Origin of the sequence: Candidatus Villigracilis proximus (assembly GCF_016717045.1) — a bacterium.
Taxonomy (GTDB): domain Bacteria; phylum Chloroflexota; class Anaerolineae; order Anaerolineales; family Villigracilaceae; genus Villigracilis; species Villigracilis proximus.
The window spans coordinates 46221-69998 of sequence record NZ_JADJUO010000002.1; the positions used below are offsets into that span (position 1 = coordinate 46221).

Consider the following 23778-nt stretch of genomic DNA (forward strand, 5'->3'; position numbering starts at 1 on the left):
CTTGTGACAGAAAACATTAAAATCATCGCAAGCAATCGCAAAGCCAGCTTTGAATACTTCCTCATGGAAACCTTCGAAGCAGGGCTTGTCCTGCAAGGCTCGGAGATCAAATCCATTCGTGCGGGGCAGATCAGCATCCAGGAATCCTACGTCGATATCCCCAACGGACAGGAAGCCTGGCTCGTCGAAGCGCATATTGCACCCTACGAACAAGCCGGGACTCATTTCAACCACGAGCCCAAACGCAAACGCCGTCTGCTCCTGCATAAAAAGCAAATCCTTGAGTTGTGGAATAACATCCGCATTAAAGGCAATACGGTCGTCCCAACCAAAGTCTACTTCAAAGACGGACGCGCCAAGCTCGAGATCGCCCTCGCCAAAGGCAAAAAAGCCTACGATAAACGTGCTACGATCGCCAAAAGAGATGAAGCGCGCGATAACGAAAGAGCAAGCAGAGTCAGATAACCTGAGACCGTTACCACTAAGGCGCAAAGCCACAAAGACTCTAAGATTTTTTGTGGCTTGGTGTCTTTGAGACTTTGTGGTTAAGTTTCGGGAATGCAAACAAGGAAACCAAAACCATGCCCCCCTCCACTATAGGCGGAATCAACCTGCTTCCCGAACCTGAAAAACGTGCGATCTATGCGCGTTATATTCCCACAGCGCTGCTTGAAAAATATAATATTCCACCCTTAACTTCTGCCGCCGGACACAACCTTCTGCAATTCCGTTTTGCCACCGGCTCCACCGATGTGGAAATGCGTCTCTTTCATGAAGTCAGTTTTCCAGACCCGATCCTATACGCCCACATCACCGACACCATGAACGGACAGATCCACGTCCTGCTTTATATCCTCAACGATCCCGCATCTCCGCGCTTTGATGTGGATAAAATGCCGGATGGCTCTCCGACAAAATTCGGCACGCTGCAAAGAAATATCGAAGCGGAAAAAACAGCCCTCGAAGCGGGTCTGGCTCCCGGTCAGGTGCGACGCGGATTAAGATTGCTGGGTCAGGCGATTGAAGCATTCGAAGTCTTCGTCACAGCACTCGGTCACGACATGTATTTCGTCGAGCCTTTGTATTATCACAACGCAGTCATCTTTGAACGTTATGGATTTTCATATCAAGTGGGCAAACGCCTGATGGACAGCATCCACGCGGGCTTTCAAAGCGGCGGCGATCTATCAGCGCAGCTTGACGGCTCCACGGCATTCCGTCAGCCCGAAGCCGCGAACGGCATTCGCAAACGTTCATGGGCCATCCACGATGGCATTCTCGGTGAACCTTTTACCAACGTGACAATGTACAAACGAGTTGGAAAATCTGCAGGACTTAACACCACACCAGATTGCAAGTGGTAATTTTCAATAACTCACAGCACACAAAAAATGGACAGCGTAAGGTGAATAACAAAAAGAGAGAACTCATAAAGGTTCTCTCTTTTTGTTAAAGCATTTCTTTCAAAGCACAAGCCACTTAAACAAAAAGACCATGTTTTTCACATGGTCTTTTTTGATTAGTAGCGGGGACAGGACTTGAACCTGTGACCTTCGGGTTATGAGCCCGACGAGCTGCCACTGCTCCACCCCGCATCGATGAACAAAGATATTACCATAACCCGCATGAAATCGTCAAGCAATATTTTAATGGAGAGCGGCTAACTTTGCGGGCTAACCACGAAGACATAAAGCTGCGAAAGCACAAAGCAATCTTTGATAATCGTTTTCAAGAAAACCATACGCAAAACACCTTAATGAAAACAGGTATTGATGATTAAAACATTTGTTAAGATTTAGTGTATAATGCAGGAACCTTAATAAAAGGTTGACCTTGTTTTTTGCAATCATTCACCATCTATTAGCAACATCAACCACCACTCACCTACTTATGAAAACAGCCACAATTCTAGTCATCGAAAGCCGCCACGCAGAAATCCCTTCCTTTGCTTCAGATTTGCAAAGAAGGGATTTGATGTTCAACTGGCACAAAACGGAAGCAAAGCCGTTGCGCGCCTTAAAGAAGTAAGCCCAAGCCTTGTTGTGATCAATGCAGCATCCTTGCGCAGTACCGGCTTGCGCATCTGTCAATCCATTCGCGAGAAAGATCCGAAACTTCCGATCATTCTTATTTTGGAAAATGATAATGAAGTCAGCAAAGATGCTGCAGACGCAGTGCTTGCATTACCTTTCACTGTGCAAAAATTGGTCAATCGCATCAATCCGCTTTTGCCCGGTGACGGGAAAAATGTTTTGCATGTTGGCCCCATTCGTCTTGACCTTGAAAAACGCCGCGTGCGCTGTCTTGGAAAAAGCACAAAGCTCACCCCGCGCCTTGTAACTCTTTTACATTTGCTCATGGACAAACATGGTGAAGTTGTAGAACGCGAACCCCTCTTCAAAAAAGCATGGGAAACCAACTACACAGGCGATACCCGCACACTGGATGTCCACATCTCATGGCTGCGCCGCGCCATTGAGCTTGACCCTGATAATCCAAAATTACTAAAGACCATTCGCGGCGTCGGCTACCGCCTGGATATTTAACTGATATTGTTTTCCCTGAACTGTCACCAATCGGATGCACGCCTTGCGTGTACGTCCGATTTTTATTTTTAACTCAAGAGGAAGTTCCCCGCTTCTTACGTGACGCTGAGCCTGCGCGACACTCTTGAACAGATTTCCATCCCAATCAGAATCCACCTCCCAAAAATCCACATCGAGAGATGTTTCCAGGCGGACAGAATCTTCAGAGACATGTACCTTGATATTCTTTGCCGTCTGCGAAACAGCAAGTGCAATAGATGAATCATGCTCCAGTGAAAAGACGGCAGTGGTTTCTGAGACCCTTCCTCGGGCAGTATGCAGGGCGCGCAGAGGTGCATTACAGGTAATAAATTTTTCTCCCGTCTTTGCAGCGACAAGCGCTGTGGTACCAGACCCGCAAAAGAAATCAGCCACGAGATCACCTTTATTTGATGAAGCGCGGATAATACGTTCAAGTAAAGCTTCAGGTTTTTGAGTTGGATAGCCGGTACGTTCATTATGCAAACGCGCCACAACTGGAAAATACCACCAATCTTCTGGAACTTTTCCGCGCTCCAGATCCGGCACTTTGCCAAACCCGGCCTTGCTTGATGATTTAAACGTAGTGATCGTATTCGGGCTGTATGGCTCGCGGACATCATCCGCATTAAATGTGTAATCCTTGCTTTTTGCGTAAGACAGAATCGTATCGTGTTTGCGATTAAATGCGCTTTTGATCGGAGAAGGCCCGTGGTATGCCCAAATAATCTCATTAATGAACACACCTTCAGAGCCAAAAAGCTCATCAAGGATCAAACGTGCGTAAGCATCAGCATGCCAATCTAAATGGAGATATAGCGTACCGTTCGGGGAAAGCAAACGAACCATTAACGCGAGGCGTTCATATAAGAATTGCAGATACGCATCAAGGTCATCCCAGGAATCATGATACCCCTCAACCAGTTTCCATTTTGATGGATCACGAGAATCTTCTCCACGGCCAACACGCGCCGAAAATTTTCGGTTGGTGAAAAATGGAGGGTCGGCATAGATCAGATCGATGCGGCCTTCGTATTCAGGAAGAAGCCCGGCCATGACAGCCAGGTTATCACCGAGAATTAACCGTCCATCGGGACGTGCCTTGGGATAGCCGCGCCCATTCGGGTAGAGGATTGTGTCTTGGGTAAGAGAAGCAGGCTCGGGCGGGGTGAGATGCTTCCCCTTCCAGTTAAGTATCGGCATGGGGAGTTGTCAAATGTTTGAGATGATGAGTCGGCACGTGAGGAGGAAATCCAAAAAAAGAGTTAATAATGAATTTCAACATTTGTACCGCGTCCGCGGTGATTGGAGATCGCGTCTGCGGAGTGAGTAGGCTGCGCCCAGCGGAAAACCCAGTTGGCTTCATCACTGCGCATATTGATGCAGCCGTGACTCATGGGTGTGCCAAAATTTTCATGCCAGTATGTGCCGTGAAATGCGTGACCAACAGGTGTAAAGAAAGTTGACCACGGCACGCCGGGCAATACATATCCATCTGCGTCTGCGAGCAGGTTGCCATTTTGAGCAATGCTAAAATAACTGTTGCCCATGTGTTTGGCCGGGACTTTATCCATCACATTGAATAAACCATTTGGCGTTGTTGTGGAAATTCCATTTGCGCCGCTCTGTCCGCCGCCGGGAATGCCGGAGGAAATATTGGTTTGAAAAACAGCCTTGCCATATTCATAGGCGACCATTTTTTGTGTGGTGAGATTCACTTCGATCAATTTATCGTCAAAGGGAACTTCAGGTGTGATCGGCTCCATGTAACTGGACGGTAAAACACGCATGTGAATGGCCGGCACAAAATACGGAACATTTGAATCCAACTCGTCAAAAACGCGATACCACGGGCCGCTGTAATCAGCCATCTTGGGGCCTTCTTCCACCCTGTCCACCCAGTGGATCGAGCCGTAATACATCGGCGGAGTAAGCGCTTCCCAACCGCGCGCTTTTGAAAAACGATAGGGCGTGGTAAATGGAACTGTGAGTTCGGTTAATAGTCTTTTTCCAGCTGGAACTTCCTGCGGGGTCTGGTAAATAGTCTTTACACGATGTAAGCGGCCGCGATGCAAATAACCGCCCCACACCCGATACCAAACGGGATTATATTTTGGTTCATCAGCAATTTTTTCTTCGTACACATGTACAAGATCATCGCGATACCAGGTCAACTCAACCCGGCTGTCATCGGTTGGTTGTTTGCGCACGGGCATTTCAGTGGTGGCAATGCGCACTACAAAACTATCGTCAAAGCTGGTCAAACCGGGCAGGAAAGGTGAAAAGGCCAGTCCGCCAAGTGTGATGCCGCCAAGTTTTAAAAAATCGCGTCTTGAAAATTTTGAATTCATATTAAAATTGTACACCATAATCTTTAAGCTGTAATGAGAATATTCGATGCAGGCTATGGCTTTTCCGAAGTACCTGACACACCAGCCTGCGTTGAGAAACCTGCCGCCATGATACAAAAGACTGCCTCGCTTGAACGGCAAGGCAGTCTGGTATTCATTTTTATGTATGCTTTATTTACGCTTCCACTGATTCCACGATCATATCCTTGAGCAATATCTCAAGCGCCATGGTATGGCCGCATCGTCTGTTGGTAATGAAAAACTCACAGTCGCAATTAAAAACACCGTTGTTGTAGGAAACATGATGTTCGCTATTATCGCCGTGAAAATTAAGGTCAAATTGATTGAAGTGGAAGCGGTGCCGATCCTCTGCATATCGTTTTGCTTTTTCTACCTTGCCTATTAATCCTGAATCCATTGTATTGATCTCCTTTTTGCGAGAATATAAAAAAATACACGCGGAGACATCCGCGTGTATTTAGTCAACAAACCTGGGTACTTCATGAAATAATCGCATATGGGCATTACCTCGATGTGATGAGTATAGTACTTTTCAAAATGCGAGTCAATAACAAATGGCAGATTGTCAGGAAGTCGTATGGGAACTGTAGGTTGCGGCTAACCTACACGCATCTCACTTAAGCTGTTATCTGATTCTACTTAATCAAACGCTTCCCCGCCCAAACACTAACCAACGTTACCACGGCGCTGAGCGTGGTTCCCCAAGCCATATCCACAACAGTCATCAGTATCGGCCAGCCTGATAGTGTGGCATGATTAGTCAGATCATACGTTGCGTACGTGACAAAACCAAATATCGCACCGCGTACTACAGTTTTAGGCATGGACTCTGAATTCATTCCGGGTTCAATCACAAAGAAAACCATGCCAAAAACAAAGATCAAATAAAAATACCCGCTGCGAAAAAATTCGGCAGATCGGCCATGAGATGACCGATCTGTGACCGATAAAACTGTGGGGCTGCAAGTCCCAGCCATAATGAGTCCACGGCAAGGAAGATCATAAAAGTGAGAATGTAAAGTTTGAGTTTCACAAGTCGCTTATTTTTTTCTACCCGCAACCGTGCTCTTTTTAACAGTCTTCTTTACTGTTGTTTTCTTTGCCGCAGGTTTCTTGATAACGAGTTTCTTGGGCGCAACCTTTTTTATAACCTTCTTGACCGGCTTTGCCTTTACAGCAACTCTCTTTTCAGGGCTGACTTTAACTTTTGCAGCAACCTTTTTTGTCACAGGTTTCTTTGCTTTGGGCTGCGACTTCTTCACCGGTGCTTTCTTTTTCGCGGCAGCCACCTGCTTCTTCTTTCCTTTTTCCTTGGTTGTTTTCACTACAGGTTTGCGGACAGCGCGTTTCTTCTTGGCTGGTATTTTCTCTTCAATTTCAACTTCTTCTACAACGTTAAATAATTTCTTCCACTCATCCTGCATGGATGAGACACCTGCGCCGTTTAATTGATCGCAAATTATCTTCCATTCGCTGTCGCCTACAAAACGCCAATCCATGAAGGCGTGGCATTGATAGGCGCCCAGTTCAACATACATGCCCTTATCCCAGATTTCCTTGCAGGAGCGGATGTATTCCAACTGGGTGACGTAATCCTTGAAGATGACATGTCCAACACGCGGCAGGCCAAGTCCATCGGCGATGTTTTTGCGGATCGTTTTGCCGGAAGATTTTTCAATAAAAGCGGCGGAGGTTTTGATCCAGCCACGGGTATTGGAAAATTTATTGTGATAGATCACCAGTCCGCGCTCATCGTTAAAGCGATTGGAATAAGCGAAGACTTCTTCGTCCACGCTGCCATTAGGGGAATAAAAGTCAAAGAGCAAAAACTGTTCAACGTCAGCGAACAGGTAGCGGCGGTGAAGAAGCGGGAAGATGCGCCATTCGTGACCACGGATGAGTCCGTCATTTGGGGTTTCATCCATGCGTGCGCGGCGGAATTCCATCCCATATTTTTCAGAGAAACCTTCCACTTGTCCGTGGCCGAACATGGGCAAACCGGGCAAGGTGGAGAGAAGCGTGCAGATGCCAAAATATTTATCGCCATTGCCGAATTGTTCAACCGCAGTTTTTTCATCGGGATTGTTCATGAAGTTGACATACCGCTTGAGGATCTGCGGATCAAATTCAAGTGTGTTCTTGATGGCAAGGCGATATTTGGCGTTGTCTTCATCGCGCAACATGTGCATGAAAGCAGAGTTATAAACGCGGTGCATACCCAGCGTGCGGACGAAATACCCTTCCATCATCCAGAAAGCTTCTGCCAGTAAAAGTGTGTCAGGAACTTCTCTGGAAACACGGTCAACCACTTCACGCCAAAATTCTTCGGGAACTTTTTCATCAAATTCCGGTTTGGTCATGCCATATTGTGAGCGGGAAGGAATCGCTCCGCCGGCACCGGGTTCGGGGAACCACAAGCGTTGAACGTGCCGCTTGGCGAGAGTCATGGCTGCGTCAAATCGAATGACGGGGAAATTGCGGGCGACATGCAAGATGACTTGAATGACCGCTTCACGCACAACGGGATTGGTGTAATCCAATTGAGCGGTATCGTTCCAGGGGAAGGATGTGCCGTCATTGCCGTGATAGATATAACGCACATCACCTGTTTGCTGATCGCGGCGTTGAAAAACAACGGAAGCATCGGTCTTATCGTAGTAATGATCTTCGAGATAAATCCCTACGCGCGAATCATCTGATAGATTTTCGGATTTGAAAGAGTATGATGGATAGGGAGAAAACGAAGAGGACAAAAACCAATCGGGATGTTCCGCGACCCAGGTTGAATCAATTCCCATGTGATTGGGAACCATGTCGGCGGAGAGACGGATGCCTCGCCCCCAGGCGCGGGTACGGAGACTATTCAGCGCATCCCAACCGCCGAGGTCGGAGGCAATGTCGTAAGAATAAAGGGAATAGGCTGAGGCAACCGCATCTTTTTGTCCCATGCGTTGTTTGATGCGCTGGGATGCGCGGCTGCGTTCCCAAAGACCGATCAACCACAGGCCGGTGAATCCGCGCGAGGCGAGTAAATCCAATTCTTCATCGGGGATCTGGTCGAGGGTGGTTATGTCACGTTGATATTTTTTTAGAGAGCTGCGCCAGCCAGACGTAGGTGTTCTTGGCGAGCAAAACAAGGCGCGGCATCCATTCCTTGTCCATGCTGTAACGTTCGTATTCTGCGTATTCATGGCCGCCAAAAGTCGGCACATGGGTTTCCGCTTTCTGCGAGTCAATTGGACCATGACCCGTGCGGATAATGTCTTCGCGCAAATAGTCCAATCCACGCAGGACATGGATGGAAAATGTCTCGCCGAGCAGGTATCCCCATTTTTCGATAATAAAACGTAACTGACCTTCCAAAGAATCGGGAGAAGCTTTGATCGGCGCTTGAAGAAGTTCTGTAAGCGTTTCTCCCAGCCCGGCCTCCCCGCTTCCAAAGCCCGGTTGACGGGAATAGAAAGTTAATAAGGACTGCAAAAATTCCTTGTAAGCGGAGCCCTTCATTACGGATTCGTCAAATAAATCCTTATAGCGATTCAAGGCCGGATTATTGTTTGAATTATTAACCAATAACATTTCTTCGATGGGCTGCGCGCACACCGCGTCCGAAATCACCGACACTGGGGCTTTGGTGGAGAGATATACGCCCGCAGTTGTCTCGCCGCGAAAAACCGACAGAGGCGGAAATTCCTCGGTAAATTTACTGAGTGTCAGATCATATTTTGAGCCAAGACTGGATTGCAATAATCCCATGGCGCGGCCCATGACACCGGTATACCTGCTATAAAAATGCTTGAAGAGGATATGGTACGCCTCATCAAGCAGGGAAAGTGCATATAGGTCAGTGGCAGATACGGGTTCGGGTCGAAGCGCTGACATTTGGGTGGCAAAGGCGCGGGCGGCAGCCAGATCTGAAAAGATCACGTGCCCGTCCGGGCGAAAGAAATCCACAGAGAAATTATATTTGAGACGGGAGGCTCGGGTAATTAGCATAACAACAATGATAACCGATTAACTATTTTTTTCGGGTAAAATCCTGACTTGTACATATGAATACATCGCTGACTCAATTCGTTTTATTACTCCTGCTTGCCGCATTGTATCTGCCGGTAATTTTTTTTGCAGTACAACGCCGCGATGACGGGCATGGAGCCGCAGCCTGGCTGGTGGCTGTATATGCATTGCTGGCAATGGTCATCAATGTGGCTGAAGCCGCCTGGCGCAACGGGGAAACCTCACAAAGCGGCAACATATTATTTCAAGAATTACAAATTTATGTCGCGTTGACTCTCATCGCCGTCTTGATGATCACGCTGCAAACTTTTCTTAAACGTGAAATGTGGTGGGGCTGGGTTGGGCTGTGGACGATCTGGGCGCTCGGCCTTGCATTGATCCTGACAAACGCGATCAATCTGCCCGATATTCTTTGGACAAACGGCAATCTCACCTTACAACGCACACGGCTTGGCCCAGCCTGGGCAACTTTAGGCTGGCTTATTTTTGCAATCAGCCTGATCATTAATATTGCAAACGCGCACAGGGATGCACGCCAGCAGTTATTCCGTAATCGTTTAAATTATTGGTGGCCTGTCATCTTCCTGATGTTCGTCAACGACATTTTACTTTTCTCCAATATCTTAATTTTAGGGCAGCCCATTCGTCTTGCAATTGCCGTCATGATGGCTTATGTGGTTGGCACACATCACCTGCCAGACCTTAGATTGATTCTGCGGCGCGTGCTGGCGTACATACTGATCGCTGTCATTATTGTTGGGTTTTATCTCGGCGGATATTTATTATTACAATCTGCATTCAAAAACAATATTAACTTCAATCCGTTATTTATCGGCGCATTCATGGCATTATTGGTTGCCCTGCTTTTTGCGCCGTTATTATCACTGGCCTCGCGCACCATGAACATCTTGATGAAAGGCGATCAATACGATGCAAGCCGCACCATTCATCAATACAGTGAAAGCATCAGCAACATCCTTGACATGGATCGTCTCGCAAGTATTGCAGTCGGCATCATTCTGGAAGCCATGCAAATCGAGCGCGGATTTCTTTTTCTCGTGGATTCAGACCGCGAAGCAGATGGTCACAGAACTTTCAGACTCCGCTCAGCGCGCAGCCCCGAAGAACGGCAAATGATCGCAGCTGAATTGGATGAAAACGGACTGATCGCCGCCTATCTGATTCGGGAACAACGCCCGCTTCTTCAATATGACCTCGACCTGCTTCCGGCGTTTCAGGCAGCATCTCCCATTGAGCGGACCTGGTTTAACCAACTGCAAGCAGAAGTTTACATTCCCATCTTTGCCAAACGCCAGTGGATCGGACTTTTGGCCTTTGGTAGAAAACTAAGCGGCAACCGTTACAGCAAGGAAGATCTTGTCACTTTGAGTTCACATGCCAGCCAGACGGCCGTGGCATTGGAAAACGCCCGCCTTGTAGATAACTTGATGCGTTTAAATAATGAATTGCGCTATGCGCGCCGCGCACTGGAAAAAAATAACCGCGACCTCGAACGTATCGATCAGGCCAAATCAGACTTTATCAGTATCGCATCACACGAACTTCGCACACCGCTGACTGTCATCAAAGGCTACAGCGAAATGCTGATGGAAGATTCCAGCCTCGACCCGAACTTCAAGTTCATCATGGAAAAGATTCACGATGGCACGATCCGCTTGCACGAAGTTATGGACTCGATGTTTGACATCGCACAAATTGATGCCCGCTCGCTTAAACCGCATATCCAGCCGGTCGAATTAGGTCATTTGATCCAGGAAATTTGTATTGAACAAGCCAGCTCGATCAAGGAACGCAAACAATCACTTACCATCAACCTCCCCACATTGCCGCATGTCAAAGCGGACCCGAACCTATTGCGCAAATTATTCCATCATCTTTTACGCAATGCAATTAAATTTACTGACAACAATGGAAAGATCACTATCACAGGGCATGGCATTCCTGCAATCCTTGATCTGCCGCAAGGCGGTGTTGAGTTGATCTTTAGCGATACCGGCGTGGGCGTGGACCCGAACTTCCGCGAGATCATCTTCACCAAATTCTATCAACCCGGCGAATTGGGCAAACACTCCACCAGCAAGACCCGCTTCAAAGGCGGCGGCGCAGGGTTGGGACTCGCTCTCGCCAAAGGCATCGTCGAAGCGCACGGCGGACGTATCTATGTGGAAAGTCCCGGCTACGATGAGATCAATTTCCCGGGCAGTCAGTTCCATGTGATTCTGCCGCTCAGCAAACTTGAAGAGAACGAACAGCAAAAAGTTAGTGCGCCTTTGAGTTTTCAGGTTTAGAGTAATAAGTAATAAGGGAAAATATGAAAGAGAGGATACTTACGTTCCTCTCTTTTTGATTCTGTATCATGCAATTTAATTTCGGAATAAGCGGCTTGATAACGCGGTGACCAACCCAACGATCAACAATGTAAATTTAATCGTGGCGCAAAATGCGGCAATCTGCGGATAAGGCGAAGCAGCGCCGTTGATCAATTCTTTCCACAGCGCATAATTTTCAACTGCATCAAATAAGGCGGCGGCAAATGCGCCCCAACCCATCCATGCGGCAAAGGTATGATAAAACCCGGTCTTGTTGCTGCTGGCGAGTAAAAGCCCTAATGAAAGAGCAAGCGCGTACGTGGGCATGAAAAGATAATCGAAGCCAAGGCCAAACGCGGCATATAGGCGTGCATTTGCATCCCACGAATCGATCATGGATTGGGCGGTGTTCACATCACGCGCCAGTTCAAATGAGACAATTCCGCTCGGCGCGGCGGGCGTACGTAAAAATGGTTCGGCCGTGCTAAAGACGCCGAAGATCAAAACAGTTAACGCGAAGAATGTGTAAAACATTGGTTTTCGTACATACTGCGGAATGAATTCGAGTGGGTGCTGCATAAAACCTCCATATCGAAAGTCAAAGAATCAAGACTGCGCAATACAAACCGTTGAAATGTATGCACAGTATATCTCCAAACTTAATGAGAAAGTCGCTTGCGGCGCTGATTCTGTTTGGGCTGTAAGAGCAGGCTCAACGTTAAGAGTGAAGCGGGGGTTTCATCCAAAATGAAAATGCAAGGCGAAAAAATTAATCCTCCGTGCTATACTAGGTTTATTCTATTTCATTGAGGCAATATGACTGAAAAAACTCATCAAGAAATGTTGGCAAAATACGCAGAAGCAATCGTAAAAGTTGGTTTAAATATTCGCGCTGGACAGCGTTTGATCATCAATAATATGGCTGTGCGCGGTGTGCCGCATCAGTTTGCGCCATTGGTGCGCGAAGTGGCAAAAGCTGCTTATGGTGCGGGCGCAAAATACGTGGAAGTGATCTGGGGCGATGAAGAAATGATGCGCCTGCGCGCCCAACATGCGCCGCGCGACTCTTTTGATGAATACCCAACCCACATGGTTGATGCGGTTATGGGCATGATCAATAATGGAGATGCCCTGCTTTCCATCGCCGGCACGAACCCCGACCTGCTTGGCGGGCTTGACCCTGAGATCGTTGGCATGATGCAAACCAGACATTTAAATGCCGCCAGCAAAATCAGCGAGCGAGTGACAACCAACGCCATTAACTGGTGCGTGGTTGCAGCAGCTGGTGAGGAATGGGCGAAGAAAATTTTCCCTGATCTATCTGTTGAAAAAGCGCAGGAAAAATTATGGCAAGCTATTTTTGAAACCACGCGCATTGATCAGCCCGATCCGATCGCGGCCTGGGAAAAACATATTATATTTTTGCGTGAACGCGCCCGATATTTACAATCCAAACAATTTACCGCGTTGCATTACACTGCCCCCGGCACAGACTTTACCCTCGGCCTGCCCAATGGACATCTATGGATCAGCGCTCAATCGATGGCACAGAATGGAATTGCCTTCACAGCCAACATGCCAACCGAAGAAGTATTCACTCTGCCTGACCGCAACCGCGCCGACGGCGTTGTGTCTTCAACTTTCCCATTGAGCTATGGCGGAACGTTGATCGAAGATTTCCAAGTCACATTTGAAAACGGACGCATTGTAAAGGTCAATGCGAAGAAGGGCGAAGCCGCTTTGCAAAAACTGGTGGATACAGATGAAGGCTCACATCGTCTCGGTGAAGTGGCGCTCGTACCGGCCAGTTCCCCCATCGCCAAACGCGGACATCTTTTCTACAACACTTTATTTGACGAGAACGCATCCTGCCATATCGCCATTGGACGCGCCTACCGCTTCACTCTGACGGGTGGAGAGGAGTTAAACGACGAGGAGTTTATCGCCGCTGGTGGAAACGTGAGCCTCAATCATGTAGACTTCATGATCGGCTCTCCACAAATGGATATTGACGGCGTGCTTAAAGACGGAACGCATGGACCGGTGATGCGACAATGCGAGGGGGCATTGAAAAATTAGTCACACAATTCCTTTCAGGATATAATTTCTGAAAGGAATTTTTTTATTAACATAAAGAGGCCGCATGAACGAACAGGAATTTGACAGAATGCTGACGAAGTACGCCGACGTGGTTGTGAAAGTCGGTTTGAATCTGCGCAAAGGACAGAAGTTGTCCATCCGCGCGATCATTGAGGATGCGCCTTTCGTTCGAAAAGTAGCGGAAAGCGCATACAAGGCCGGCGCAAAATATGTGGATGTATTATGGAATGACGAACGCATCTCGCGCATCCGCTTTGAACATGCTGACCCTGAAACATTAAGTGAAGTCCCAAACTGGCTGTTATCGCGGTATGAGGATCATTATCAAAACGGCGAAGCAGAACTTGCAGTTTATTCCACAGACCCCGATTTACTGGCGGGCATCGACCCGGAGTTGATCGCAAAAGAAAGAACGGCGCGCGCTAAAAAATTTGAACCCCTGCGAAAGTACGAGAATGTTTCGAATTGTGCGTGGTCGCCACTGCATCACCTGCCTGGGCCAGAAAAGTATTCCCCGGGCTTTCGACCGAAGATGCACAGGCAAAATTATGGGAAGCCATCTTCAACTCCTGCCGCGTTGACTTGCCGGACCCCGTGCAGGCATGGTATGACCACAGGGATAATTTGATCAAATACAAAAATTATCTTTCTGCAAAACATTACTCTGCCTTACATTACAAAGCACCCGGCACAGACCTGACAATCGGTCTGCCTGAAAAACATGTCTGGCAGGGTGCGGAAGCATCCTTCAAAAATGGGATCACTTGCATCGTGAATATTCCCACCGAAGAAGTATTCACTTTGCCGGATAAGGACAAAGTCAACGGTGTGGTGAGTGCAACCCGTCCACTTAATTTGATGGGTGCCATGATCGAAGATTTCAGCCTGACCTTTGAAAATGGACGCGCAGTAAAAGTCACAGCGAAAAAAGGCGAAAGCGATCTGCGTAAATTAATAGAGACCGATGAAAATGCGTGTCGTTTGGGTGAAGCTGCACTTGTTCCCAATAGCTCGCCCATCAGTCAGCGTGGACATCTTTTCTACAACACCCTGTTTGACGAAAACGCCTCGTGTCACATTGCACTCGGAAATGCCTACCGCGACACAATTGCAGGCGGCGAAGATATGACCGATGAAGAATTCCAGTCACATGGCGGAAACAAGAGCTTGATCCACACGGACTTTATGATCGGCTCGGCAGAAATGGACATTGACGGCATCAAAAAAGACGGTACACGTGAGCCTGTTATGCGTCAGGGTGAATGGGCAATTGATCTATAGGACTTGAACATCAAAACAAACCCGATGGAGATAAATTCCATCGGGTTTGTTTTTTAGCACGTTATAATGGGGAAATGCCTGCAAAAAAAACTTCCTCCCCCGAACTTAGTAATGAAATCCTGGTGGCAGAATATGAATACATCGCCAACTCAGCCAGCCAGGCCAATGAAGACCGCGCACGAGTCGCTTCATTTTATCTGGTAGCCGTTGGTTCTCTGGTGGCGGCACTCTTTAGCACTCAGATATTCGATACCAGTACGAACTTCGCCACGCTTAGTATTCTATTCAGCGGATTATTTTTTGTGCTCACCCTGCTCGGCGGGCTGACCGTGATCCAGCTCGCCCGTCTGCGGGCCGCATGGTACGAATCCATACAGGCGCTGAATCAGATCAAGGAATACGCGATCAATAAGGACAATGAACTTGCTGACGCATTTTTATGGCGCAACAAAAGCATGCCCCCGCTTTACAAGGTCAACAGTGTCTCGTATCAACAGACCCTTGAAGTTGCGATCTTAAGCGGATTAACCTTCGGCGCAGCGATCTACTTCTTCCAGATCGGAGTCGGTTATTACTGCACTTCCTGCAACTGGGCTTACACCATCAGCGGCGCGCTGCTCGGCTTCATTTCTCAACTTTATATTTACAAGCGCTTTTTATTACACAATGTCAAGGAAAAACATCATGCCCCGCAATTATGAGAATCAACCGCCTACAACCTTTCAACGCAGACCCCACCTAACAAAAGATGATGTCTGGATCCGCGCCTTTCTCAAGGAAGCACAGGTGGGGCATTTCGCGACCGCAGCAGATGGGCAGCCTTTCCTTAATCCAAGCACCTTCTGGTACGATGAGGAAAATCATCAGATCGTCTTTCATTCCAATGTTGCGGGGCGGGTCCGCTCGAATATTGAGGCCAATCCAAAGGTCAGTATGGAAGCGAGCGAACTAGGAAAAATGCTGCCATCGAATGTTGCGATTGAGTTCTCGCTTCAATTTCGCAGCGTCGTACTCTTTGGGACAGCGCGCATCGTGACCGATCCTGAAGAAGCGAAAAAGTTATTGTATGGGCTGATCGGTAAATATTTCCCCACGATGACCGTGGACAAGGAATATCGCGGCATCACGGAAAAAGAATTGCGTGCCACATCCATTTACGCGGTTGCGATCGAATCCTGGAGTGGAAAAGAGAACTGGGCAGAACGGGCGGACCAATCAGATGAATGGCCTGCATTAAGTGAAGAATGGTTTAAGTAGAATCACAACCGCCTGCAAAAAATACAGGCGGTTGTTTTTTTTAATCTTCTTCTACTGTAAATGTCGAAAAAATGCCCAAATTTTTAACGCGAATTACACGAATTGACGAATTTCTCGAATTATTTTTGAAAAGAAATTCGTGTTGAGGGTTTGTACGATAGAGAATTAATCTTTATGCTTGTAATGGACATCTGAAAGCGAGCGCAATCTTTCAGCTGCGACTTCAGGGGTAATATCACGCTGAGGCATGGCGAGCATTTCATATCCCACCATAAATTTGCGGACGGTGGACGAGCGCAACAGTGGCGGGTAAAAAATGCGCGTGCAAGACCCATTCAGGGTGCGGCTGTCCATCGGCGGGGCTTGGTGGAATCCCATTGAGTAGGGGAAGGAAATCTCAAACAGATTGTCGTATCGGGTAGTGACCTGCTTGAAGACTTCAGCCAAAGCAGAGATTTCAGTTGAAGATAATTCCTTCAATGATGCGGATGGACGATGCGCGGTGACCAACACTTCAAACGGCCAGACTGCCCAATATGGGACAAGCGCTGTGAAATGGTCATTGGAAAATAAAATGCGATCTTTGCGTTTGTGTTCTTCCTGCACGTAGTCCACCAAAAGCGGACGGTTATTCTGTTTGAAATATTCCGTTTGTGTGGCGAGTTCTTTGACGATCTCATTTGGCAGTTGAGACTGTGCCCAAAGCTGGCTGTGCGGGTGCGGATTGGAACATCCCATCATGGCGCCTTTGTTCTCGAAGACTTGCACATAATGAATGTAATCTTCTGCGGCCATATATGCGGAATGTTTGGCCCAGGTGGAGAGGACATTTTCAACAGATGGCAGATCCAGCTCGGGTAAGGTTAGATCGTGTCGGGGAGAAAAACAAACCACCAGACAATGTCCCTGCTCGGGAGCAGAAACAAGTAACGGGTGGGAAGATGCGGGACCTTCATCCTCTATAGGATTGGAAAGCAGGGCTGCAAAGTCATTTTCAAAAGCAAATGTGCCGGTGTAATCAGGGTTGAAGACTCCGCCGGCGCGTTCGTTACGCGGACAAAGATAACAAGTTGGGTCATAGGTCGGAAGCGTTTCGGGTGAAAGTTTTTCGACCTGCCCAAGCCAGGGGCGTTTGGCGCGGTGCGGCGAGACGAGCACCCACTCTCCTGTGAGGGCGTTATAGCGGCGATGCGGATTATTTAACATGGTGATTCCTTTTTAGAAAATGATTTCGATCCATTCAAGGATTTCGTTTTTACGTGTTTGTTGAAGCGCGATTTGCAACTTGTTATTTGAGCATGTGACTTGCGTTTCAAATTGACGTCCGCTGAAATAATGCTCGATGAGTTTTGCGGTTTGATGCAGCGTTATATGTTTGATCGTGCAGACTCCATCTCCAAACGGGACAATGCCCAGACGATGCGATTCGGCGATACTTGAGTCTGTCATGGATGCGACGACCAGCATGGTATCAGTATCGAGAATATCTTTGTAGGTTTTGATGGCGGGCTTGCCATCGAAGCGATGTGTGCGCAATGCGATGAGGACGGTTTTATCATCTTCGATGCGCTCCCAGGATGGGGAAAACCCTGCACGCAAACCACCCTGCCATTTTACATCGATTGGATAGGTATTAAAGTCCGCTTGCTTGCGCAGGATGGCAGAAAGCCCATTGAATTTTGCGATGATCTCATCTGTTGGGTTGTCGCTATTTTCATCACCGTCAAAGCAATGCAGCGAGCCAAGTGTGCCGGAAGGCGCGGAGTCAAACCAGATATCCAGTGCAGATTCCCAATCATAGCCGGAGGAACTGTACGTTGGCATACCGAGTTCACCGCACAGGCTACTGAAGAAAATACGGCGATTGGTTTCAAGATCGTAATCCCCGATGCAGTAGACAAGGTCATCGGGGCTGTGTAAATCGTAATAGTCGATCAGTAAGGGAGAAAGACCATAATACATAATTACGAGATCGGGGTTTTCCTGTTTCATCGCACCGACCACAACTTCCAAGCCTTTTTGGAGCAGACGTTCGCCTGCCCAATTCAAGTCGGCGGGAGCGGCGATGTCCAGAGATGGCAGTTCATAGCCAAAATCAAACTTGATCAGGTCGGGATTGTAGCGGCGGATAAATTCTGTGGCGCGTTCGCTTAACACGTTTTGGACAATGGGCTGAGTCACATCAAAAATTCCATAGCGTGAGGTTTGATGTGCAAGCCAGAGAGGTTTACCTTCGGGAGTTTGCAATAGATTCGATTCGTCCAATCCCAAAGTGGATGGATCCTGACAGCGCAGGAAAGCCGCCCATAGGCCGATATAAAAGCCTTGCTTGCAGATATTTTCAAGCAGGGATTCAAATTGCGGGAAGCGGGTTTCATCATGCTTTAACTCACCGTAGTGACCTTCCCATTTATCGTCAATCACAAAGGTGCGGGCTTTCATGCCTGAGCGCTGAAATTTATTAAAGATGTCTTTGACGATTTCTTCTGTCAATGCTTCGGGTTTCATGGCGAGAGATGACTCTACTCCCCAGGTGTTGTATTGTGGTGAAAGTAAAACATCTTTTTTCTTTTGCGTCAGGGATGCGTTTTTGGGTGAAATGATCTTTTCACGCCGCAAGATTTTGTAGTAATTGCGAATGGCTTCATGATATTGTGTGCCGAATGTGATCAAAAAAGAAAAGCCAAGTTTTAGAGTCCCCGGAGTCTTTATATGTTTCCAAATATCACTACGCAGATTTAAGACCGGACTTAATGCAATCTCGCGGATATCGAGTCTGAAATCACCTTGCGGTAATTCAGCGAGTCCCCAACAAGCGGCGCCTGATTGTAATTTTTTTGCGCCAATCGCATTCCATTGATCTGAAGTATTGAATGTGCAAAAGTAATGCGCGGGCAATCCCCACTGCTGCGTGAGTCCGGGGCCACGCATGGCGCCGGAGCCAAGAATGGTGGTGACGGATAATCTGGAATGCAAATCCACGATGGGACTGATGCTGGAACTCATGCAAAGTCCCGGCACAACTGCGTAATGGCTGTACATAGATGGCTTATAAGAGTCGCCGTCAATCTCGGGGAAATAGACGATCTGGATAATATCCTGCGCTTCGGAGGATTCGTAGTGTAACTGTTCGAGGGAGATAAAGTCTATTTTGAAGAGCCAGCTCACAGTTAGGTGTGATGCGCTTTTTTCCGCGTGGTATGTGATCGAGATGCGGTCATCTTTGATTTCGAAGGTGCGGTTTGGGAGTTGTAATTCCGCTTGATCGTTCGTGGTGATGATCAGCGGTTGATGGCGTGCGCGAGAGATCAGGCGGTTTTCTGAATCATACAAATGGAAAAAGTCGGTCTGCGCGTCCCAGGCCCATGTGTAAATTGGGGAAGAAACCTGGATTTTTTGCTGATTTACTTGAATTTTGACTGTCATACTACCCAAATCCTCATAAATTGCCTATTGACAAAGTGTTATCGTTCTTGTAAACTAATGTTACCGGTCACGTGAACGGTCACATTATACCAAACCCCTCCCCTAAAAATGTCAACTTCCCACCCAACCATTCGTGATGTCGCTCGGCTCGCTGGTGTTTCACACCAGACCGTTTCGCGTGTCATCAATGGGAGCGAGGATGTTTTGCCGGAAACCCGTGCAACTGTGGAAGCTGCCATTGCTGAGATGGGCTACCGCCCCAATGCGATCGCGCGTTCGATGGCACGCGGTCAGACTCACACTCTGGCCTGTATCTCTCCGAATTTGACTGACTACACGTTTGCGAGTGTGATCGAAGGTGCCGAGGTGGAAGCGCGTCAGCATGATTATTTCATCCTTTCGTCTTCTGCATCTGACCCGGAAGCATTCCGCGCACTGGTGGATGAATTGGTGGGACATCGCCGCGTGGACGGGTTGATCGTGATCAACCCATATTCCGATGAACGTTTTGAATATATTCCCAAAGATTTTCCGCTGGTGTTCGTGGGCGCGAGCGCTCATGAAAAAAATGTCTGCTCGGTTTCTTTGGACGATGAAAAAGTGGCATACGAAGCCACACAACATTTAATAACTCTCGGTCATACAAAGATCGCTTTGGTGACTGGTCCGATGGAAGAAGATTGTTCGCGCGACCGCACAGATGGCTACCGCCGCGCCTTGCAGGAAGCGGGAATCGCTTTCGAGGAATCGATGGTGATCGAAGGTGATTGGTCTGCGACTTCTGGACAAAGCGCGCTTCTTTCTTTGATCGAGCAGGGTCGGGTTCCATCAGCAGTTTTCGCCCAGAATGACCGCATGGCCATGGGTGTGCTGCGCGCCGCGCGGGATGCGAATATTAAAGTCCCATCTCAACTGGCAGTCATCGGCGTGGACGATATGCCTTTGTCTTCATACTTTGATCCGCCACTCACCACCATGCAGCAGGACATGCCGCGCATCGGGCAGGAAGCCACCCGCATGTTACTGGAAATTATCAAAAAGAAGAATCCAACCGTGCATGATATGAAATTATCTGCACAGTTGATCGTTCGACGATCCACATCTGAAAAAGGAGGTGATTGAAAACAGCCCATTCTCAAAATTCCCATCAAATCACTTTGTAGACCTATCTTTTTAAATATTTCCAAGGAGAAGAATAAATGAAGAAGAATTTTCTTTTTAAGGTGATTAGCGTTTTGGTAATTGCCTCATTCGCTTTAGCCGCTTGCGGTTCCCCTGCAACCGAAGCACCTGTCGCAACTGAAGCTGCAATGACCGAAGCCCCTGCCACCGAAGCCGCAATGACCGAAGCCCCTGCCATGGAAGATGTTGCCATTCGCTGGCGCACCCGCCCTGACAATCAGGAAGAAATTGATGTTTACAGCCAGATCAGCACTGACCTCGATGGCGAACTTGATGGCATTACCCTTACCTACGAACCCGGTGGTTCAGAAGGCGCCAACTATCAGGATCAATTGAAGGCTGAAATTGCCGCCGGTACCGCCCCCGATGTATTCTGGATCCCCGGAACCGATGTTGCCGATTTCGCAACCCGTGGTTTGATCTTGAATGCCGCCGACCTCGCTGCTGCCACACCTGATTTCAGCGTTGACGATTTCTACGCCGGCCCAATGTTCCACCTCACCTACAATCCCGAGACCGGCGCTGCTGGCGCTGACTCTGGTGCAGTTTGGGGTATTCCTCGTGACGTGTCCACCTTCGCTTTGTATCTGAACATGGACTTGATCAACGAAGCCGGCGCTCCAGATCCTCGTGAACTCGCCGCCAATGGCGAATGGACCTGGGATGCTTTCCTCGATGTTGCCCAGAAGACACGCGCCCTCGGCTCTGACATCTACGGCTACGGCGCGAGCGCCTGGTGGGGTCCTTACGGTGTTTGGTTGAATGCTTCCGGCGGCGGCTTCTTTACCGAAGATCGCTCTGCCTGTGCCCTCAACACTCCTGAGTCCCTCGCTGGTCTCGATTTCCAACGCTCACTCTATCAGGACTATGATGTCGCCACACCTTACGGCGAAGATCCTGAACCCACATTCCGCGCTGGCAAAGTTGCCATGTTCCAGAATGGCCGTTGGGCCACCCCCGGCGTCCGCACTGTGGACTTCGAATGGGATGTCGTTCAATTGCCTGATGGCCCAAGCGGCACCGCTGGTAACTGGTTGTTCTGGGGCGCTTATGCGATCAACGCCAACACCGAACATCCTGAAGAAGCCTGGGCTCTTGCTCAAGCTTTGACCACCGCCCAGACTCAGGGCAAGATCTCTGCTCTCGGCGCAAACATCCCCAGCCGCGTAAGCCAGGAAGCACTCGATTCCTTCCTGACCTTCACACCTCCTGCCAACAATCAAGCCTTCCTGAACGGTATTGCAGCTGATGCAAACCCGACCGCTGAAGGTCCTTTGTGGGCTGGTTCCTGGCCTGAGTTCGACAAGGTCATGGGTCCTGCCATTCAGGGCGTGTTGACTGGCGCAACGACTGTTGAAGACTTCGGCACAACCATCTGCGACGAAGCCAACAAAGTCTTTACCCAATAATTACCCTGCAATAAAAAAGGGACAGGCAGAATTCTGCCTGTCCCTCCCTTGTTTATTATTCACCCTGCGATATCCCCAAGATACAAATTCCGGTTTGTGTTTTCGTGATCCTGTAGTGTCATTGGCCCGCTGATTCAACCCCACAAAGAGGTGAACATGACCACTCATCTGCCAACCGATCCCAGAACAGAATATCTCCTGCGCATCAGCATAGTTTGGCGCGGACTGTTCACCCTGCTCTCCGCAGCAGGCGCAATCTTCCTATGGACAGGCACTCTGTTGCCAGACTCTCCCCTCTGGCAAAAAATTATCATCACCGTTACGCTGGTGGCAGCTTCCATATTAAGCGGGATCGGCGCCGTTCAAATTTCACGCCGCAACCACAGCGGAAGAATGATCTCGCTCGTGGTGGATTATCTTGCGTTTGTGATCTGTGTCGTCGCAGCCTTAACCATCGGCGAGGTCTTCATCGGCATTGATGCACTGGCCGAAACCTTCACCAGCGGACTTCCCTATTTGGGCATCGTGGCTCTTGGTTATTTCCTCGGCGTACTCGATGAATACTTCCCGCAAAAGCAGCAAAATTCTGAAACCAGTTTAAAGGCCGCAAGTCGTTGGGTCATGCTTGGCGGCTTTGCTTTGTTCCTGCTTCAAGTTGGCGCGATCAATGGCATTTTATATTTTCTGGGCAAACTTGCTCAACCCGCCGGTATTGTCAGTGTGGCTGGCGTGATAATTTTTGGCCTCTCCCTGTGGGCAATGGGCAGAGCAGCCACGGCGCAGGCCTTGCACGTCAAGACCAATCACGAACAAATTTTAAACGGCTGGCTTTTCCTCTCGCCAAACCTGCTTGGCTTCCTCATCTTTTTTGCAGGTCCGCTTGTGCTTTCATTTTATTTTTCATTCACCGATTCAGACGCCTTCAACACACCAAACTGGGTCGGCTTCGCAAATTACGCAAAGATCCTTAACGTCCGCTTTGCACTGTTGACATCTCCCGATCAACTGGCACGTGACGTTGTAAACATTAAAGTCTACGACGAAGTTGGACGCTTCATTTTTGGGACCCGCGGGATTCTTTTTGCCGCCGCCGATAAATTTTTCTGGCTGGCGTTACGCAACACACTGACCTTTGTGCTGTTTGCGGTTCCATTGAGCGTGATCCCCGCTTTGATATTATCGAACGTCCTGAACAGCAAATTACCCGGCATGAAGTTCTACCGTGCCATTTATTTCATGCCAAGCATCGCCGCAGTCGTTGGCATCTCACTTGTATGGCAGTGGCTCTACAATGCGACCGTTGGCTATATTAACTATTTCATCACCCTCGGCATAGACTTTTGGAACAACCTCTTCAACCTCGCGATCGTTGATCCGAAAATCCAATGGGTATCCGATGAAAAGACAGCTCTGCTCGCAGTCGTATTAATTGCCGCCTGGCAAACCATGGGATTCAACACCGTGCTCTTTCTGGCGGGCCTGCAAAACATTCCCGGCGAACTGTACGAAGCCGCCACAGTGGACGGCGCAGGCGCATGGGACAAATTCTGGAGCATCACGCTCCCCATGCTCGCCCCAACAACTTTTTATGTCGTGTCCACCACCACCATTCAAGCCATGCAGGTCTTTGAGCAGGTCTTCATTTTGATGAATCCAGCCGAGGGACCGAATAACTCGACCATCACATTGGTACTTTACTTATATCGCAGCGGCTTCCAGAATTTCCAACAGGGCTACGCATCTGCAATTGCGTGGGTCTTATTCATTGTGATCTTCGGTCTGACGTTGATCCAATTCCAACGTCAGCGCAAATCAAGCATTTATGAAAGCTAAACAGGAG

The 23778-nt window shown here is 48.5% G+C and carries 18 protein-coding genes, 1 tRNA gene and 2 pseudogenes; 11 read left to right on the plus strand and 10 right to left on the minus strand.

The features are described 5' to 3' along the window. Window positions 1-3: 3 nt before the first annotated feature. Window positions 4-465 (plus strand): SsrA-binding protein SmpB, encoded by a 462-nt coding sequence (gene smpB, locus IPL71_RS03500; protein WP_345318918.1) that lies wholly within the window; start codon window positions 4-6, stop codon window positions 463-465. 116 nt (window positions 466-581) lie between these two features. After that, complete coding sequence (locus IPL71_RS03505) at window positions 582-1364, plus strand: hypothetical protein (RefSeq protein ID WP_345318920.1); 783 nt, start codon at window positions 582-584, stop codon at window positions 1362-1364. Between the two features lie 159 nt (window positions 1365-1523). On the opposite strand, the gene IPL71_RS03510 is transcribed toward IPL71_RS03505, so the two are convergent. After that, window positions 1524-1595: transfer RNA gene (locus IPL71_RS03510), tRNA-Met, on the minus strand. Window positions 1596-1868: 273 nt separating this feature from the next. Between IPL71_RS03510 and IPL71_RS03515 the strand changes: the two genes are divergently transcribed. Continuing rightward, on the plus strand, window positions 1869-2546 hold the full coding sequence (locus IPL71_RS03515) for a response regulator transcription factor (RefSeq protein ID WP_345319116.1): 678 nt from the start codon (window positions 1869-1871) through the stop codon (window positions 2544-2546). Here IPL71_RS03515 and IPL71_RS03520 read toward each other — a convergent pair. From IPL71_RS03520 to IPL71_RS03550, 6 genes and pseudogenes are all read right to left on the minus strand, one after another. Beyond that, a complete protein-coding gene (locus IPL71_RS03520) occupies window positions 2505-3767 on the minus strand; it encodes a DNA-methyltransferase (RefSeq protein ID WP_345318922.1) in 1263 nt (420 codons plus the stop codon). The two genes, IPL71_RS03515 and IPL71_RS03520, sit on opposite strands and share 42 nt — an antisense overlap. Window positions 3768-3829: 62 nt before the next feature. Beyond that, complete coding sequence (locus IPL71_RS03525) at window positions 3830-4915, minus strand: L,D-transpeptidase (RefSeq protein ID WP_345318924.1); 1086 nt, start codon at window positions 4913-4915, stop codon at window positions 3830-3832. A gap of 175 nt (window positions 4916-5090) precedes the next feature. Next, window positions 5091-5333, minus strand: a complete 243-nt coding sequence (locus IPL71_RS03530; RefSeq protein ID WP_345318926.1) for a hypothetical protein — start codon at window positions 5331-5333, stop codon at window positions 5091-5093. Window positions 5334-5571: 238 nt separating this feature from the next. Next, window positions 5572-5939: pseudogene (locus IPL71_RS25745) on the minus strand (DUF2177 family protein). Between the two features lie 37 nt (window positions 5940-5976). Further along, on the minus strand, window positions 5977-8127 hold the full coding sequence (locus IPL71_RS03545; RefSeq protein WP_345318930.1) for an alpha-amylase family glycosyl hydrolase: 2151 nt from the start codon (window positions 8125-8127) through the stop codon (window positions 5977-5979). Next, complete coding sequence (locus tag IPL71_RS03550) at window positions 8009-8932, minus strand: hypothetical protein (protein ID WP_345318932.1); 924 nt, start codon at window positions 8930-8932, stop codon at window positions 8009-8011. The genes IPL71_RS03545 and IPL71_RS03550 overlap by 119 nt, the downstream gene beginning before the upstream one ends. Window positions 8933-8988: 56 nt before the next feature. Here IPL71_RS03550 and IPL71_RS03555 point away from each other — a divergent pair, with 56 nt between their 5' ends. Then, the gene (locus IPL71_RS03555) at window positions 8989-11262 is read left to right on the plus strand and encodes a sensor histidine kinase (RefSeq protein WP_345318935.1); all 2274 of its coding nucleotides are present in this window, start codon (window positions 8989-8991) and stop codon (window positions 11260-11262) included. Between the two features lie 75 nt (window positions 11263-11337). On the opposite strand, the gene IPL71_RS03560 is transcribed toward IPL71_RS03555, so the two are convergent. Continuing rightward, on the minus strand, window positions 11338-11862 hold the full coding sequence (locus IPL71_RS03560; RefSeq protein WP_345318937.1) for a hypothetical protein: 525 nt from the start codon (window positions 11860-11862) through the stop codon (window positions 11338-11340). Window positions 11863-12099: 237 nt separating this feature from the next. Between IPL71_RS03560 and IPL71_RS03565 the strand changes: the two genes are divergently transcribed. From IPL71_RS03565 to IPL71_RS03580, 4 genes and pseudogenes are all read left to right on the plus strand, one after another. After that, window positions 12100-13362 (plus strand): aminopeptidase, encoded by a 1263-nt coding sequence (locus IPL71_RS03565; protein WP_345318939.1) that lies wholly within the window; start codon window positions 12100-12102, stop codon window positions 13360-13362. An 88-nt stretch (window positions 13363-13450) separates the two neighbouring features. Further along, window positions 13451-14664: pseudogene (locus tag IPL71_RS03570) on the plus strand (aminopeptidase). Between the two features lie 74 nt (window positions 14665-14738). Further along, the gene (locus IPL71_RS03575; RefSeq protein ID WP_345318941.1) at window positions 14739-15365 is read left to right on the plus strand and encodes a hypothetical protein; all 627 of its coding nucleotides are present in this window, start codon (window positions 14739-14741) and stop codon (window positions 15363-15365) included. Continuing rightward, window positions 15349-15921: a pyridoxamine 5'-phosphate oxidase family protein gene (locus IPL71_RS03580; RefSeq protein ID WP_345318943.1), complete on the plus strand. Its 573-nt coding sequence runs from the start codon at window positions 15349-15351 to the stop codon at window positions 15919-15921. Before IPL71_RS03575 ends, IPL71_RS03580 begins: the two co-directional genes overlap by 17 nt. A gap of 165 nt (window positions 15922-16086) precedes the next feature. On the opposite strand, the gene IPL71_RS03585 is transcribed toward IPL71_RS03580, so the two are convergent. Beyond that, on the minus strand, window positions 16087-17127 hold the full coding sequence (locus IPL71_RS03585; protein WP_345318945.1) for a UDP-glucose--hexose-1-phosphate uridylyltransferase: 1041 nt from the start codon (window positions 17125-17127) through the stop codon (window positions 16087-16089). A gap of 12 nt (window positions 17128-17139) precedes the next feature. Further along, a complete protein-coding gene (locus IPL71_RS03590; protein WP_345318947.1) occupies window positions 17140-19347 on the minus strand; it encodes a TIM-barrel domain-containing protein in 2208 nt (735 codons plus the stop codon). A 108-nt stretch (window positions 19348-19455) separates the two neighbouring features. On the opposite strand from IPL71_RS03590, the gene IPL71_RS03595 reads away from it, so the two are divergent. From IPL71_RS03595 to IPL71_RS03605, 3 genes are all read left to right on the plus strand, one after another. Further along, window positions 19456-20469, plus strand: coding sequence for a LacI family DNA-binding transcriptional regulator (locus IPL71_RS03595; protein ID WP_345318948.1), 1014 nt, complete (start codon window positions 19456-19458; stop codon window positions 20467-20469). Window positions 20470-20546: 77 nt separating this feature from the next. Continuing rightward, complete coding sequence (locus tag IPL71_RS03600; RefSeq protein WP_345318949.1) at window positions 20547-21938, plus strand: ABC transporter substrate-binding protein; 1392 nt, start codon at window positions 20547-20549, stop codon at window positions 21936-21938. A gap of 156 nt (window positions 21939-22094) precedes the next feature. Beyond that, window positions 22095-23771: a carbohydrate ABC transporter permease gene (locus tag IPL71_RS03605; RefSeq protein ID WP_345318951.1), complete on the plus strand. Its 1677-nt coding sequence runs from the start codon at window positions 22095-22097 to the stop codon at window positions 23769-23771. The last annotated feature ends 7 nt before the right edge of the window (window positions 23772-23778 follow it).